The 15,378-nt window shown below is 73.7% G+C and carries 16 protein-coding genes; 6 read left to right on the top strand and 10 right to left on the bottom strand.

Features of this window, described 5'->3' with window-relative positions:
- The coding region (locus ACFV4N_RS28810; protein ID WP_499675750.1) for an acyltransferase family protein at positions 1 to 1,618 on the top strand (1,618 nt) is incomplete at its 5' end.
- 33 nt (positions 1,619 to 1,651) lie between these two features.
- Here ACFV4N_RS28810 and ACFV4N_RS28815 read toward each other — a convergent pair.
- The 6 genes from ACFV4N_RS28815 to ACFV4N_RS28840 form a co-directional block, all read right to left on the bottom strand.
- Positions 1,652 to 2,509, bottom strand: a complete 858-nt coding sequence (locus ACFV4N_RS28815) for an SAM-dependent methyltransferase (RefSeq protein ID WP_499675751.1) — start codon at positions 2,507 to 2,509, stop codon at positions 1,652 to 1,654.
- A gap of 294 nt (positions 2,510 to 2,803) precedes the next feature.
- Positions 2,804 to 3,316, bottom strand: coding sequence for a DUF4232 domain-containing protein (locus ACFV4N_RS28820; RefSeq protein WP_499675752.1), 513 nt, complete (start codon positions 3,314 to 3,316; stop codon positions 2,804 to 2,806).
- An 11-nt stretch (positions 3,317 to 3,327) separates the two neighbouring features.
- The gene (locus tag ACFV4N_RS28825; RefSeq protein ID WP_499675753.1) at positions 3,328 to 4,785 is read right to left on the bottom strand and encodes a hypothetical protein; all 1,458 of its coding nucleotides are present in this window, start codon (positions 4,783 to 4,785) and stop codon (positions 3,328 to 3,330) included.
- Positions 4,786 to 4,910: 125 nt separating this feature from the next.
- Complete coding sequence (locus ACFV4N_RS28830) at positions 4,911 to 5,315, bottom strand: hypothetical protein (protein ID WP_499675754.1); 405 nt, start codon at positions 5,313 to 5,315, stop codon at positions 4,911 to 4,913.
- A 191-nt stretch (positions 5,316 to 5,506) separates the two neighbouring features.
- A complete protein-coding gene (locus ACFV4N_RS28835) occupies positions 5,507 to 7,714 on the bottom strand; it encodes a CHAP domain-containing protein (protein WP_499675755.1) in 2,208 nt (735 codons plus the stop codon).
- Between the two features lie 335 nt (positions 7,715 to 8,049).
- Positions 8,050 to 8,643, bottom strand: a complete 594-nt coding sequence (locus ACFV4N_RS28840; RefSeq protein ID WP_499675756.1) for a DUF4232 domain-containing protein — start codon at positions 8,641 to 8,643, stop codon at positions 8,050 to 8,052.
- Positions 8,644 to 8,928: 285 nt separating this feature from the next.
- Here ACFV4N_RS28840 and ACFV4N_RS28845 point away from each other — a divergent pair, with 285 nt between their 5' ends.
- The gene (locus ACFV4N_RS28845) at positions 8,929 to 9,084 is read left to right on the top strand and encodes a hypothetical protein (RefSeq protein ID WP_499675757.1); all 156 of its coding nucleotides are present in this window, start codon (positions 8,929 to 8,931) and stop codon (positions 9,082 to 9,084) included.
- A 99-nt stretch (positions 9,085 to 9,183) separates the two neighbouring features.
- Here ACFV4N_RS28845 and ACFV4N_RS28850 read toward each other — a convergent pair whose 3' ends face one another.
- On the bottom strand, positions 9,184 to 9,654 hold the full coding sequence (locus ACFV4N_RS28850; RefSeq protein WP_499675758.1) for an SPW repeat domain-containing protein: 471 nt from the start codon (positions 9,652 to 9,654) through the stop codon (positions 9,184 to 9,186).
- Between the two features lie 51 nt (positions 9,655 to 9,705).
- Positions 9,706 to 10,401 carry a copper chaperone PCu(A)C gene (locus ACFV4N_RS28855; protein ID WP_499675759.1) on the bottom strand — a complete coding sequence of 232 codons (696 nt, stop codon included), beginning with the start codon at positions 10,399 to 10,401 and terminating at the stop codon, positions 9,706 to 9,708.
- A 141-nt stretch (positions 10,402 to 10,542) separates the two neighbouring features.
- Here ACFV4N_RS28855 and ACFV4N_RS28860 point away from each other — a divergent pair, with 141 nt between their 5' ends.
- The 4 genes from ACFV4N_RS28860 (at position 10,543) to ACFV4N_RS28875 (ending at position 12,430) form a co-directional block, all read left to right on the top strand.
- The gene (locus tag ACFV4N_RS28860; protein WP_499675760.1) at positions 10,543 to 10,674 is read left to right on the top strand and encodes a hypothetical protein; all 132 of its coding nucleotides are present in this window, start codon (positions 10,543 to 10,545) and stop codon (positions 10,672 to 10,674) included.
- Positions 10,675 to 10,722: 48 nt separating this feature from the next.
- Entirely contained in the window at positions 10,723 to 11,241 is a 519-nt protein-coding gene (locus ACFV4N_RS28865; protein WP_499675761.1) for a DUF421 domain-containing protein, read from the top strand.
- 376 nt (positions 11,242 to 11,617) lie between these two features.
- On the top strand, positions 11,618 to 11,749 hold the full coding sequence (locus tag ACFV4N_RS28870; RefSeq protein WP_499675762.1) for a hypothetical protein: 132 nt from the start codon (positions 11,618 to 11,620) through the stop codon (positions 11,747 to 11,749).
- A gap of 462 nt (positions 11,750 to 12,211) precedes the next feature.
- Positions 12,212 to 12,430, top strand: coding sequence for a DUF6343 family protein (locus ACFV4N_RS28875; protein ID WP_499675763.1), 219 nt, complete (start codon positions 12,212 to 12,214; stop codon positions 12,428 to 12,430).
- 905 nt (positions 12,431 to 13,335) lie between these two features.
- Here the strand turns inward: ACFV4N_RS28875 and ACFV4N_RS28880 are convergent.
- Both ACFV4N_RS28880 and ACFV4N_RS28885 read right to left on the bottom strand, forming a co-directional pair.
- Entirely contained in the window at positions 13,336 to 14,262 is a 927-nt protein-coding gene (locus tag ACFV4N_RS28880; protein WP_499675764.1) for a universal stress protein, read from the bottom strand.
- Between the two features lie 305 nt (positions 14,263 to 14,567).
- Positions 14,568 to 15,110: a copper chaperone PCu(A)C gene (locus ACFV4N_RS28885; protein ID WP_499675765.1), complete on the bottom strand. Its 543-nt coding sequence runs from the start codon at positions 15,108 to 15,110 to the stop codon at positions 14,568 to 14,570.
- Positions 15,111 to 15,378 lie beyond the last annotated feature (268 nt).

Raw genomic sequence — 15,378 nt, forward strand, 5'->3', positions numbered from 1 at the left:
CGTCCAGCACTACTGGTCGCTGTCCATCCAGGGCCAGTTCTACCTGGTCTGGCCGCTGCTGATCGCGCTCGTCGTCGCCGCGGCCCGACGCGGCGGCCGCGCGCCGAACCGGGCACTGGCGGTCAGCCTGTCGGTCGTGTTCGCCGCCTCGCTCGCCTTCTCGGTGGTGCTCACCGCGGTGAACCAGCCGCTGGCCTACTTCCACTCGCTGACCCGGGTGTGGGAGTTCGCGCTGGGCGGGCTGCTCGCGCTGGGCGTCACCGCGTTCGCACCCGCGGTCCCGGTGAGGCTCGTCCTGGGCTGGCTGGGCCTGGTCGGGCTCGTCACCTGTGGGCTCGTCCTGCGCGTCGGCAGCGTCTTCCCCGGTTACGCCGCGCTGTGGCCGACGCTGTGCGGCGCGGCCGTCATCGCCGCGGGCACCACCGGCAGCCGCTTCGGCGCCGACCGGCTGCTCTCCACCCGACCGGTCCGCTACCTCGGGGACCTCAGCTACACCCTCTACCTGTGGCACTGGCCCGTGCTGGTCTTCTACCTCGTCACCGGCGACCGGACCGATCCCGGACCGCTCGGCGGCGCGCTCGTCATCGGCCTGTCGCTGGCCCTGTCGGTGGTGACCCACCACCTGGTGGAGCAGCCGGTCCGCCGATCCCCGATCGGCGCGACCGCGCGCCGGGGGGCCTACCGCTTCGCCGCGCTCGCGCTCGCGCCCGTCCTCGCGGGCGCCGCCGGCTGGCAGGTGGTCGCCGAACGCGAGGCGGCCCTCCACGCCGCCGTCGTCGACGACCCCGACCACCCCGGCGCCATGTCCCTCGAACCGGGCTTCGAGTACTGGGGCGCGGAGAACCCCTCCGTCGCGCCGCCGCTGGTCGCCCTGCCGAAGGACTTCGCGGGCATCGAAGGCGGCACCTGCACCACGGCGGCCCACAACGAGGAGCTGACGTACTGCCACAGCCCCGTCACCGGCGAACCAGACAAGCGAATCGTCGTCGTCGGCGACTCGCACATGCAGCAGTACATCGCCGCCCTGGACCCGGTCGCGCGGCGCCGGAACTGGGAGCTCGTCGCCATGAACAAGGGCGCCTGCCCGTTCTCCACCGAGTCCAACGCGATGCCCGGCGACGCCAAGTGCCTCCAGTGGAACGCCGACGCCGTCGACAGGATCCTGTCCTTGCGGCCCGACCTCGTGCTGGCCAACGGCACCCGTGACGTCCGGGCCGGGCTCACCGAGGAGACACCACCGGGCTTCGTCGCCCAGTGGCGGAAGCTGGAAGAAGCCGGTATCGCCGTCGCGGCCGTGCGCGACAACCCGCGCCACCCCTTCAAACCCGCGGAGTGCGCGAGGACCCACGGCGCCGGGGCACCGCGGTGCGCCACTCCCCGCGCCGACCTGCTCGACGCCGAACCCCCGTACGCCCGCATCCCCGACCTGCCGTCGAACGTGGAGTTCCTCGACTTCAGCGACTACTTCTGCCCCGGGGACCGCTGCCCGCCGATCATCGGCAACGTCCACGTCTACCTCGACGACAGCCACGTCAGCGCCACCTACACGCGCACCATGTCCCCGCTCCTCGAACGCGCGCTCGACGAGGTGTTCGCCCACGCGGCCGAACCCCGGTGACCCCGCCGGCGCGGCCGGACCCGGTACGCCCCCTCAGCGCTTCTCGGCCAGGACGGTCCGCTCCAGCGGTGAGATCGGCACGACCCGACCGGTGCCCCGCACGTAACGCGCGTCGAGTTCCGCCGGGCCGACCTGCTCCACCTCGTGCCAGCCGTACCCGGCCAGGAACGGGGCGACCTCGTGGGGGTGCAGCCCGAACCGCCACAGTCGACGCCCGGTCACGAACCGCCGGTGCAGCGCCTCCGAGCCGTACATCCCGGTGCCGTCGAGGAAGTCCTGGCGCACGTAGGTGAACACCAGCCGGCTGCCGGGCGCCTGGTCCGCCAGGAAGTCGAAGGTCCGGCGCACGCCGTCCTCGCCCAGGTACTGCGTCACCCCTTCCCACACGACCAGGCACCGGTCGCCGGAGCGGTGACCGCGCGCGGTCAGCACCTCGCGGAGGTCCTCGGTGTCGAAGTCGATCGGCACCAGGACGACCCGGTCGTCGGAGGGGAGGCGCTTGCGCTTGCGCTCGATGTTGACCGGCAGGTCCACTTCGAACACCGTCGCCCCCGCGGGCACGGCCAACCGGTGCGCGCGGGTGTCCAGACCCGCGCCCAGGACCACCACCGACGTGATGCCCTCCTCCAACGCCCGGGTGAAGCGGTCGTCGATGTAGCGCTTGCGGCAGGCGACACCACCCCAGACACCGGGCGCGGCCCGCTCCGACGCCCTGATCAGCGCGGCGCGGACACCCGGCCGCCGGGCCAGCCCCACCAGCCACCTCGAGAACGGTGGCAGCACCGAGGCCGCCAGCGGGTCGTGGAGGAGGCGTTGCCCGGATGAGCGGTACTGCTCCACGGCCGCGATCACCATGGGCCCGACCGCCGTTCCCGCCACCCCGTTCGCCATGACCGATTCCCTCCTCGAACGCTCGGCGACGAGGTCCACCGCCGAGGCGAGCAGGCGACGACATTTCCACCCACAGCAGGCACCCGGGGCCGACCAGCCCGGCCGCGACCGGTGGCCGTCCAGGACGGCGACGAATCCACGCCGACCAGGCTTCCCGGCACACCGACGGCGATCGTACCGCCCGGCACGGGAGGTACCCGCCCCCGGCTCCGAACCTCCCGGGACCGCGGCCCGTCGCGGAACGGCACATCACCCGGGGACGGCGCCACCGGGTCGGCACCTCGCGATCGGATCTCACGACCTCGGCGGCTCGGCACCCCCCGGTCCCGACCCGACCGGCCCCACCTCGAGGTAGGGCCCGTCGAACGGCGGACCGCAGGTGATGGCGTCCCGGGCCAGGAACACCCGGTCACCGGCGCCCGGCGGGGTCACGCCCACACCGCCCACCCGCACCCGCGGGCACCCCGGCGTCCGCAGGGGCGCGGTGGACAGCAGCAGGCCGGCGGACGCCGTCTCCCCCACCCCCAGGGTGACGTCGGGCCCGTCGGGGTCGCGCCGCGCGGGCAGGCCGACCGGTTCGCCGCCGGGGTGGTGCAGGTAGACGACGGTCGGGGCGCCTCGCAGGGAGCACGGTGCCGCGCCGGTGTTGGTGAACCGCAGGGGCACGTGCGCGCCCCGGCCGTCCGCCTTGCCCTTGGCGGCGAACTCGATCCGCAGGTCCGCGGTGCCGCAGGTGTTCAGGTCCGGGGGTGTCGACGTGCACGCCCCCGACACGAGCAGGGCGGCGCAGGCCAGGAGGTGCGGCAACGAGCGGCGCCTCACTGGTAGGAGATCATCATCGGGGTCGGCCGGTAACCCATGGTCTGCTCCGGGCCGAGCATCGGGTGGTCCTCGTCGTAGAAGTTCTTCCACCCCATCGGCACGCCGTCGTGCGGCCGGGCCGCGACCACGGAGTTCCAGGTCGCGGTCTTCTGGGCGGTCGTGCCCTGGCCGTCCATGTGGATCAGCACGGCCAGCTCGTCGTGGTCGGTCCTCAGCGACGGCTCGTCGCGGATCATGGACAGCCGGAACTGGTGGACCACGAGCAGCTTCTGCGGCAGGGCGGCGCGTGCGGTCAGGTCCGCCAGCCAGTCGGCGGTCTCGTTGATCTCCGCGGCGTCCATCCCGCCGATCTGCTCCAGCGGCCTCTGGTCGGGCCCCAGCTTCCACTCCGGGTCCACCGCCAGGCCGACGTGGGGCAGCTCCAACAGCGGGGCGTACCGCCGGGCCTGGTCGAGCAGCCGCGCCCGGCCGGGTTGCAGGTCGAGCAGGACGTAGAGCCCTTCCCGGCCCGCGGCCTCGACCCAGGGCCGCAGGGACTCCACCGACGCCTCGCCCGAGTAGTCGCCGTCGGGGCCGGGCGCTCCCTGCGCCACGGTGGCGATGATCTCGAACGCCGGCACCACGGGCACCTCGCTCAACGGCTCGTACCGGGCGGCGTGCTCCTTCGCCCGCGCGACGGCCCCCTCGACGCCCTGTTCGCCGAGCACCCCCAGCACGGGTGCGCCGGGGTGGCCGTACAGGCACACCAGCCGCCTGCCGGGGAACAGGACCTGCCCGCCGCCCGGCAGCTCCACGCCCCGGGAGGCCACCTCCAGCCGGGTCCGGAGCCGGTCCGGCGGGCCGAAGCCGGCACCCACCGCCAGCACGGTCGTCGGCGGGTCGCCCCGCAACGCCTCGGCCGCCGCCCGGTCGCCCCGCGGGTCGGCGCCGCGCACGGTGACGACCCGGGCCCCGGCGGCCCGCGCCGTGGCGACCGCCGCCGCGTCGTCCCGCCCGGCGTCGACCAGTACGGTCACCCCGACCGGTGCGGGCGGGCGGGTGTCGGGCACCCCCTCGGGCAGCTCGGAGGTCGCGGGGTCGACGGCGAGCACCGGCACGGCCCCCGCCGCCTCCTCGGCGACGGGTCGCGCACCCGCACCGACGGCGAGCACCGCCCGCGGCGACAACCTCGCCAACTCCCGGCGCAGGGCGTCGGGTGGGCCGGTGGTCGGTGCGAGGAGCACGGGCGCGCCGAGCCGCTCCGCGACCGCACCCGCCCCGGCCACGTCAGGCCCTCCGGTCACCACGACGACGGGCGCGCTCCGGAACAGCGCGGCGCTGGTCGCGATCGCCGAAGCCCCGCCCTCACCCGCGTCGAGCACCGTGAGCGCGGTCGGGGGTGCGCCGACCTCCGCCGCCACGACCTCCGACGAGTGCCCGACCGGATCGGCCGTGCAACCCGCGAGCAGCGCCAACGACGCCACCACCGCCCAGAGCCGTGACGTCCTCGCGGAAAGCCGACCGCACAACCGGGTTTCTCCTCTCACGAACACCTGGTGGCCCGGTGCCGGCCGCCACCCGCGGTTCCCGCCGGCCGGGCTCACTCGTCGAACCGCACCTTGACCCAGACGGTCGTGCTGCTCCTCATGGCCACGAAGCCCCACTGCTCGCTCAACGCCTCGACGATCGACAACCCGGCCCCCGGCGCCCAGCCGACGACCCGCTCCGGGGTGCGGTTGCGGAACCTGATCGTGAGCACCCCGGTCCGCCGGTCCAGCACCAGCTCCACCACGTAGCGGGGCCACCCGTGGCGCTGCGCGTTGTCCAGCAGCTCGGCGACGATGAGCCGGACGCGCAGGACGTCGTGCTCGGGCCGGCCGTCCAGGCGATCGCGCAACCACGGTTCCACTTGCCTCCGCGGCAACGTCCCGTCGTCGCGGACCACCAGCAGGGCGGTGTCGTACCCGACGTCGTCGTACCCGGCGCTGTCGTGCGCGGCGCTCATCGGCGGCCTCCAGTCGTCCCGGAACAGATGAGGAGCGTGGCGGGATCTCGGAGCACGGCACCCAGCTTGCCACCCGCACGGCCCGCTGAACCTGACGATCACCTTGCGCCGACGGCCGCCAGGCGGGAAAGGACAGGAAACCGCAAGGCGGGGTGGTGGCCGGACCGGTTCCCGGCCACCACCCCTCCCGGTCAGGTCACCGGGTGGACGTCCATCCAGAACATCCGGTCGTGCGGCTGGTAGTCGACCACGTCGATGGTGATCGAGTCGCCGTTCATCACCGCGTAGAACTGGATGTTGACCGGCACGCGGTCGATCTCCAGCCAGTCCCAGGAGGCGAACACCGGCGGTTCGAACACGATGTCGAACTTGCCCAGGTAACCGGCGGAGCTCCAGGTGTTGCCGTCACCGCGGGTCTGGGTGCGCACTATCGAGGTGTTGTCGATCGTGTGCCCCATGACCTTGCCCAACGCGCTGTTGACCTCGTTCTTGACCTCGGCCGACCACAGCAGCGGCTCGCGGCCCCGGCAGATCTCGAAGCGGTAGTCGATGTAGCCCATGTGCAGGTCGTTGACCGTCGGCTCGGCGCGGAAGGTCTGGAACAGGCAGTCCCGGCTGGGCTCCAGCTGGAACGAGGCCAGCCGCACCGGGTTGTCGGCGGTGGCGTCGCTGGTGTGGGACAGGGCGGCGTCGTTCACCGGGGCCACGACCGCGAACACGTTCTCGTGGGTGGATCCGGGGCGGACCGGGTCCCAGGGGCCCACGACGGTGACCTCGTTGCCCCAGTTGCCCTCGACGGTGACGATCCTGCCGTCGTCGAGGACGTAGGCCACGACGCCGATGTGGTTGCCGGCGCCGGGGCCGCTGCCGAACAGCACCAGGTCACCCGGTCGGACGTCGGTCTTGGCGCGCAGGGTCCCGTGCTGCTTGCCCCACCAGTAGAAGTCGCCGCTGTAGGGGAAGTAGACGTTGATGCCGGCCTGCCGCCACGCCCAGGAGGCGAACATGGAGCACCAGGGGTCGCCGCACTTGGCGCCGTTGAGCCCGTACGGGTTGCAGTTGTCACCCCACTCGTGGGTGCCGATCTGGCTCGTGGCCGCCGAGACGATGGCGTCGCGCAGCTTGGTCGCGCCGACGCTGCCGCCGGCGGGAGGTGCGGGCGCGGTCGGGTTCCCGGCGCCGCCGCTGGGCTTGGGGTCGCTGTCGCAGCGGCCCAGGAAGATGTCGACGTGACCGGTCTGGACGTAGTAGTCCGCGACCCACAGGCCGTCGCTGGTGTAGTTCCACACCGCCGAGCCGCCGTAGTTGAACTCGCCGTACGCCTGGCACACGATGGTGATGTAGCTGCCGCCCGGGTACTTGTCCACGACGCTGCCGGAGTTGAGGCTCTTGCCGTGGTAGCCGTTGAGCGTGGTCTTGGCCAGGTAGCGGCCGCTGCCGCCGCCGGACGGGCCGTCGCCGTCGCACCGGGGCAGCACGATGTCCGAGGCCCCGGTCTTGACGTAGTAGTCGGGCACCCACAGGCCGTCGCTGGTGTAGTCCCAGATCGCCGAGCCGCCGTAGTTGGCCTCCCCGTACGCCTGGCACATGACCGTGATGTAGCTGCCCTCGGCGTACTTGTCGAAGACGTTCGACGCGCTGAGGCTCTTGCCGTGGTAGCCGTTGAGGGTGGCCTTGGCCAGGAACTGCGTGCCGCCGCCCGGGTTGGCGCCCGTGCCGCCGTCGATGCCCAGTGAGGAGCAGGTCGGCACGCCGGGGATGCGGCCGTCGGTGCCGGTGGTGATGTAGGCGTCGGGGATCCAGTAGCCGCCGGTGGTGTAGTCCCACAGGGTGCTGCCGCCGGCCGACTCGCCGTAGTCCTGGCACTTGACGTAGACGCTGCTGCCCGCGGGGTAGGCGTCGGTGCGCACCCGGTCGGAGACCACCGCGCTGCCGCGACCGTCGACGTCCACCTTGACGGTGTAGGGGCCGTGCAATCCGCCCACGTTCGCGTGGCCGTCGATGCCGATCGCCAAGCAGCGCGGCACGCCGGGGACGAACCCGTCGACGCCCGTCTTCACGTAGGTGTCCGGGATCCAGTAGCCGTCGGTGGTGTAGTCCCACGTCGTGCTGCCGTTCACGGCGGGGCCGGTGTCCTGGCAGCGCAGGGTGACCGGGTCGCCGGCGAGGTAGGCGTCGGTGCGGACCCGGTCCTCGGGATCCATGCTGCCGCGACCGTCGACGGCGACCTTGGCCGGGTAGGGCCCGCTGCCGGTGACCGCCGAGGCGGTGCCGCCACCGGCCAGGGCCAGGGACCCGGCGAGCAGCAGCGCACCGGCGCCGGCCGTGGCGGTCCGCCACCGGTGCCGGGTTGCCGTCCGGGCGGTCGTGCGCCCGGAGCGGCCGAAGAGCGATCTCATCGCGTTCCTTCCACAGTGGAGTGACAACCCGGTGGTGCCGCAGGGGGCAGGGCCGGGCGCGCAGAAGGTAGCGATCACCTGTCGACCGGTATGCCCGAATAGACCGAGATCCGGTTGCCCAGGGTGAGACGAGGTGAACGCAAAGTCCTACCTTGCGATATCGGCAGGTGATCGAGACCCGAGAGCTGTGGGATCGGGCCGCGATCGTTACCCGTTCACCAGGGGGAGGTTGCTCCGGCCCGCACTGGTGACACCGACCTCTGTCCGCGCGTCGCACCACGGAGCTGACGTGCGGCGAGGCTCCCGGCAGCCGTCGGTGCCACGGGCCGGCCGGGTCAGGGGCCGGTGTTGCCGGTTCCGGGGCGAACCGGGCCGACCTCCAGGAACGGACCGCCGAGCGGTGGGGCGCACGTGACGGCCTCGTGCTCGACGAACACCGGTTCGGTGTCGTTCGGCGGGTAGACCCGCAGCCCGCCCACCTCGACCTGCTCGCAGCCGGGCGTCTTGCGCGGCGCGCTGGACAGGAACAACGCCGCGGACGCGGTCTCCCCGGGCGCCAGGGTCACCACCGGGCCGTCGGTGTCGCGCTCGGCCGGCAGGCCGACCTGCTCACCGCCCTCGCCGGTGACGTAGGAGACACCCGGTGCGCCCTGGAGGGTGCACGGCCGCGAGGCGGTGTTGGTGAACCGCAGGGGCAGGTGGGCGCCCTGCATGTCGTTGTTGCCCCGGCCGAGGTCGATGCGCAGTCCTGCGGTCAGGCACTGCTCGGCGCCCCCGGTGCTGCGCAACGCATCGGCGCCCGGGGCGTTCGAGGTCGCCGGCGTGCCGGCGGGTTGCTCCGCGGTGGTGGAGCCGCAGCCGGCCAACAGGGCCACGGCCAGGCACGGCGTGGCGGCCAGGACACCCGTTCGAGTGGTCGTGCGGAACATCGACGGCTCCTGTCGTCGGAATCGGGTCCACCACTGGACTACCCGGGACGTCGGTCCGGATACGGTCCGTCGGGCAATCGCAAGGTTGCCCGGACGAGGACGTACCGCTGCGGCCGCGGCGGCTGCCCAACGTCGAGTCCGGCCTCAGCGACGGCCTCGCCCTGCCGTTCGTCCTGCTCTTCCTGGCCGCCGCCTCCCACGACACCGCACACCCCCGGCCAGATCGCCCTCGAACTCGTCCTCGGCCTGCTCGTCCTGCAATCCGGCCTGCCCGACGCCGCACACGTGTTCGACCTGGTCGCCGCCGCCATCGCCCTGTCCATCGTCCTGCACTCCTCCTCCGACGTCCCCGTGGCCGAGGCCCTGCGGATAGAACCACCCGACAACCTGCCCACCGGCGGACCGGACGAGCCAGGCGCCGGGCGCGCCCCGTCCGGTTGAGGCGCGCCGGCCGGCTCCGGCGAGGCGACGGGGGCTCAGCAGCCACCGGGACGCCCGCCACCAGGCACAGCTCCCGGAAATGCGTCACCGCTTGCCTCCTCACCTGCGCACCCGGCGGGCTCGCGCGCGACGCCACCCCCACCGCGACGGCTTCGACGGCTTCGGGTGCCGCGCGCCGGACCGCTCCACCGCCACCGCCACACCGGCCAGCGACAGCACCACCACCGCCAGGCCGACCACGACCTGGTGGGACACCACCGAACCGCCGGAGCCGTGGCCGAGCACGAACGGCGAGGCCACCTCCCACAGGCCGAGCACCGCGGTCGTCCCGCTCGACCACGACGCGGTCCGCGGCACCGCCGAGCCGGTGATCGCGGCGATCGCGATCAGGGTGCCGACCACACCGTCGTTGACCACGGCGCCGCCGTCCGGGTACTCCAGGACCGAGGGCGCGAGCACCAGCCACACCCCGGCGACCGCCACCACCGCGCCGGGTCCCGGTGCGCCCCGGCGGGTGGTCGACCGCGCGGCGCGCTGGTAGTCCGGTTCGCCGTTCGGGTACCGGCTCACGGCGTCACCCGACCGAGTCCGCCGGACGAAGGACCGCCACGGAGTTCCCGCTCATCGCCATCGGACCCGGTCCTCCACTGCGCCGTCACCTTTCGTCGTGATCAGCCGGGTTCCCGAGGCGGCGGGGAAGAACCTTGCGGCCACTTTGCGACCGGCGGCGCCGTCGGCCGGCCGCGGCTCATCGGGTCGGCGCGGCCCGCGCTTCGGCGACGGCGAAGGGCGTCCCCTGCTGGCACGTCGTGGCCTAGTCAGGGCTGATCGTGCCCTCCACCACGACTTCCGCACCCGCCCGGAGGACCTCCGCGTCGCCGCCGAGCAGCAGGAACCGGCCCTGATCGGTCGACAGCACCAGGCAGCCGGGTTCCACAGGTCGTAGGCCGTGTCGACGCCGCCGGGATCGCGCACCGCGCCCTCGGCGGGCAGGCGGATGCGGTCGACCCGCTCGCCGGTGCCGTCGCAGTCCCGGTCGGCCACCAGTTCCACGCGGGCGGCGCTGTCGGTGCGCACCCCGACCAGCGCGTCCGGCCGGTCGGCCCCGGTGAGCAGCACCAGCCTCACCGGGGCGTCGTCACCGGGCCGCCACGCGCCGTCCGCCGGCGCTTCGACCACGGCGTCGCGCAGCACCACCTCGCCCACTCGCCCGTTGGCGCCCGTCGTGCCGCTCCGCGACTCCTCCTGGGGTTGTGCGCGGCCCACCACCGCGAGCAGGACCGCACCCGGGGCCGCGGGTGTTCGCGAACCGTCCACCCCGGACGGCTACCCGGTGACCGCCGGTCGGAACGCGGTCAGCGGGCTGTCAGCCGATCGCAAGGTCGCCGACCTCGCGCGGAGCTTGCGAACGCACCGATCCGCGGTCACGGTGGTTTGGGCCCGGGTCGACGGTGGACGGTGAAGAACGACGAACGGAACCCGCCCGGCTCCGGCGACGTCGCGCGCCGGCCCAGGTCGGCCGGGCCGACGGGCGCGGCGGTGCCGGTGCTGGTGGTCCGGTCGTTCCTCGCCGATCCCGGTGAGCCGTGACGCCGCACCCGGCGGTGTCGCCGGGCTGTGCCGGGGTAGGTGTGGGGCATGTTTTTCGACTCCTGGGACGGCTTGGTCCGCGTGGTGGTCGTCGGCGTGTGCGCCTACGTGGCGCTGGTGCTGCTGCTGCGGATATCGGGCAAGCGCACGCTGGCCAAGATGAACGCCTTCGACCTGGTGGTCACGGTCGCGCTGGGCTCCACCCTGGCCACGGTCCTGCTCACCTCCGACGTGGCGCTGGCCGAGGGCGTCCTGGCGCTGGGACTGCTGATCGGCGTGCAGTTCGCCGTCGCCTGGACCTCGGTGCGGCTGCGGTCGTTCCAGCGGGCGTTGAAGTCCGACCCCACCCTGCTGGTGTGGCAGGGGCGGCTGCGCGACCAGGCGCTGCGCGACCAGCGCGTCAGCCGCGCCGAGGTGCTCCAGGCAGTCCGCGCCCAAGGGCGGGGCGGACTGGACCAGGTCGCCGCCGTCGTACTGGAGACCGACGGCACCTTCAGCGTCATCCCCGCGAACTCGACCGGAAACCTGGACGCCCTCGACGACGTGCCCGACGTGCCGCGCGACTGAAGCACGCGGCACCGCGACCGGGCACGGCGCGGCGTCCACCAGCAGCCGCGCTCCCGCGGACGCGACGACCACCACCAGCGCGTCCCGCTCGTCGGGCACCGACCACGCGGCCGACGCACCGACCAGTGCGACCAAGTCGCCGAGCGGGGTGAGAGGTCCGGCCGCCGCGTTGGCGGCCGCGAGGTTCCCGCAGGTACCGACGCGACCGGGGCGCCCTCGCGGAGCGGTCTGCCGTTGTCGCGCCTCGGCTCCCGAGCCGCCCGGCACGACCGTCAGGCGTCGGTCGCGACGCCGATGGGTTCTCGCACGGGCACGACCGAACTGCCAATCTACATAGGTAGATTCCAATTCTCGACACGGCACCTCGGAGGAACCCGTGCGCCCCATCGGTCCCCTCGCCATCGTCCTTCGCCACTTCGGCGGCCGGAACGCCCGCGCCAACGCCGCCCTGCTCGCCGTCGCGAGCGGGCTCGCCCTGCTCGGCGGCAGCATCCTGCTCATCGCCTGAGCCGCTCGCCACCCTCGATCGCACCGGGATCGACGCGCCCGTCCAGCGCCAAGGCGACGTTGTCGTCGTCGGCGCCGCCACCATCGACGTCCACGAGGACTTCCTGCTGGCGCCGGGCTCGGCCGTCGTGCCGTTCCGGGACGACGGAGCAGAACCCAGGGCTGCCGGCGCGGGCGGACACCGGGCGGCCGTCCTCGTCGTTCCAGCCTCTACCCGGTGTTCCAGCGCGACCCGCGACCAGGCGGGCGGCGCAGCAGCAGGACCGCGAGGACGACGGCGACAGCCACCGGTCCGCACCCGGCGTCCGCGATTCGCGCGGGCGCTCCTCCCGGCGCCGCGGCACGACCCGTGCGTCCGCCGGGTACGGGATTTCGCGCCCTGCGGTACGGCGGGCGCCGCTGTCCCCGGCACCGGTCGTCCCCGTCCGGGTGTGCGTGCGAGGCCGAGGGGTAGCCGAGTGCCATGAACAACGACCTTCCACCGCCCGCACCGCCCCGCAGCGCGTTGACGTTGAGGTTGTGGCCGGCGGGCTTCGGCATCGTCTTCTGCGGCGTCGCCGCCGTGCTCGCCGCCAGGGCAGACCTGGTCTGGCTCGCTGTCGTCCTGTGGGCGCTCGTAGTCGTGCTCGTGGTCGACATCGGGCGGATCGTCCAGCGCAAGAGGCGCGGAGAACCGGGCTGACCCCGCGGGTAGGAGTCCTCCGCACCTGATCAACGCCGCCGCTTCGGCCAACCCGACCTCGAACGGGCGACGCAAGCCAGGTGGTGAGCAGGTCGTTGCGCATCTCCGCCCGCCGCCACACCGCCGACGGCCCGCGGCTCTTGGACGGCTGGTGGTGGGCCACCAGTTCGTCGACGTAGCAACACGCGCGGACCGGGCAGGTTGTCGCGCCCCAGCGGAGAGGAGGCCATCTCCGCGCACACGGGGTCCACGCCGCCCTCGGGCCCGACCACGACCCGTGCGGCGATCAGCCCCAACCGCCGGTGTTCGCGGAACAGCTCCTCGGCGCGGGCCGGCGCCCACCAGGAGCGACCACCACCAGGTGGTACCCGCGAGGTCCGCGACCACACGGCCCGGGCGTCGCCGCGGTCCGCTCCGCGCACGATCTGGTGGCGTTCCCGTTCCCGGTGGCCGTAGTGGCTTCGCGGACGGTGGTGTCGTCCTCGAGTCCCGGCCGGCCCGATGCGGCACACCACCGCGGCCCGCGGTCGGGCTCGCACGCCGGCACCACCGACGGCGGCAGCGGTGGGCCGAGGACCTGGCGCGCCGGCGGGAGTTCCTGCGGCGCGACCGGTGGCAGCCGGTGTTCCTGCTCGTTCCGTTCCCGCGCTTCCCGCGGGTGGTCCGACCGCTCCGCGTCGTGCGCGCCGGAGGGGTGCTGTCCTCCGCGGTGTGCGGCAGCCGGTCCGCCGGCCGACTGCTGTCCAAGCGGCTGGGCAGGTTGCCGGCCGTCACCCGTGCTGGCGCCGGCGTGCGACCCGGCGGACACCGACGCCCCGGGGCTGCGGCCCCACGAGCCGGTGCCACGCGGGCGACCCGGTCGCCCCTCGGCACGTGCCCGGTGGGGACCGGCACCGACGCCGACCTCAGGTGTCGCCGGTCCCCTCGGTCTCCGGGGGCAGCACCGCCACCGGGCACGGGGCGCTGTTGACCACCTCGTGGCTCACCGAACCCAGGAACGCCCGGCGCACCACCCCCTTGCCGTGACTGCCGACCACCAGCAGCCCCGCCTCGGCGGACGCGGCGATCAGGGCGTCCGCCGGCGGACCGGCGGCGTCCACCACCCGGTGCCGCACACCGGGGTACCGCCCGGCGCACTCGACCAACTCGGAACCCACCGGCCCCCAGCCCTCGCGCAGCGCGGCCTCCTCACGGGTCCCCACCGGCTCGACCGCCGTCGTGGTCACCGCACCGCTGGAGGCGTGCACGACCACGACCTCGGCGCCGTGCCGGGTCGCGAAGCCGAACGCGAACCGCAGGGCCCGGCCGCTGACCGGGGACCCGTCCACCCCGACCACCACCGGTCCGCCGTCGCGCCGCCGGTCGACGGCGGCCTCGTCGCGGACCACCACGACCGGCCACGGGCACGACCGCGTCAACCGCTCGGCGGTGGACCCCAGCAGGAACCGCGCCACGCCGCCCTGGTCGGAGTGCCCGACCACCACGAACGCCACCCGGTCCGCGGCCAGGATCATCGCGTCCGCCGGATCCCCGGACGCGATCTCGGTGCGCACCTCGGCGCCGGTGGCGTCACGGCACCGCTCGGCGAGGCCGTCCAGCATGTCCCGCGCCCACTGCCGCATCGGTTCCTCGTCGAGTGCGGGGTCGACGGCCCCCATGCCCACGGGCGCGTGCAGGTGCGCCTGCGCGTGGACCGGCCACCGCATCCCGTACACCAGCACCAGCGGTTTGTCGAAGATCACCGCCTGCCGGGCCGCCCACATCGCGGCCCGTTCGGACGGTCCGGTTCCGTCGACACCGGCCACCACTGCCTCGTCGTTGGACGCGTTCACGGTTCTCCTCTCGCTGCCCCGTCGTCTTGTGCTCGGACTACCCGCGCCCGAGGGCCGCACTCCGTGCGCGCCGGGATCGTCAGGTGAACGCAAGCTCGGCGGTGGCGTGCCCGTCAGCCCGACGGGGTGCCCCGGCCGAACTGCCCAGCACGCACCCGACGAACCGCAGGGCGGTCCGGGGGACCGGTCGCCGGCGCGGGAGGGACGGTGCTCGGCGGTTCGACGGTGCCGGCCAGTCCAGCGGTGCACGCCGTCCGGTCACCACCGCTGCCAAGAGCGTTGCCGCGCGAGAAGTCTTCACGTCGTCAGCTCCCGGTGGGCTCGGGGCAGCGGGTGGGTGGCGGCACGTCGCCGTCGTCCTCGGCCTCTACCACCGCCTCCACCGTGACCTCGCCGGCGTTCTCGAAGATGAAGGTCAGCGGGACCGCGGTGCCCGCCAGGACCTCCTCGGAGAAGTCCACGACGCGCAGGTGGTAGGCCAGGTCGACGCTGCCGGGTTCGTCCACCGCCCCTTCGGCGGGCACGGGGATGCGCGGCACGGTCTCGCTGGTGCCGTCGCAGTCCTCGTCGGCGCGCAGGTCGACCTGGTCCGCGCTCCGCGTGCGCACGCCCAGCAGCGCGTCCGGCCGGTCCGATTCGCTGAACATCGCCAGCCGAACCACGGCGTCCTCGCCGCGCTGGTAGGAGCTGTCGCCGGGAGCCTCGACGAACACGTTGCGCAGCACCACGTCGCCGACCTCGGCGTTGGTGCCCATCGTGCCGCTCTCGTACACCCGCTGCGGCTCACCGCACGACGCCAGCACCGCGGCCGCCACCACCACGATGCCCGGAGTGCCGATCCTGTTCATGCCCATCGGCTACCCGGTGCACCGACCGCGGAGCGCGCACGACGGCCTCGTCAGGCGATCGCAAGGTTCGCGGCGCACCGGTCCGGGCGGATCGGTGGGTACCCGCAGGGCGGGAGGAGACATGAGGACACCGGACGAGCAGAACAGGGCGTTGCGGCCGGCCAAGATCATCGCGGGCTGGACGAGCGTGGCTTTCTTGTTGGGACTGCTGTACATCGCCGTGGACCGCGGGCCCAACCAGACCTACGTCGTGGTCGTGGCGGTGGTC

The organism is Actinosynnema sp. NPDC059797 (assembly GCF_042732085.1).
Lineage (GTDB): Bacteria > Actinomycetota > Actinomycetes > Mycobacteriales > Pseudonocardiaceae > Actinosynnema.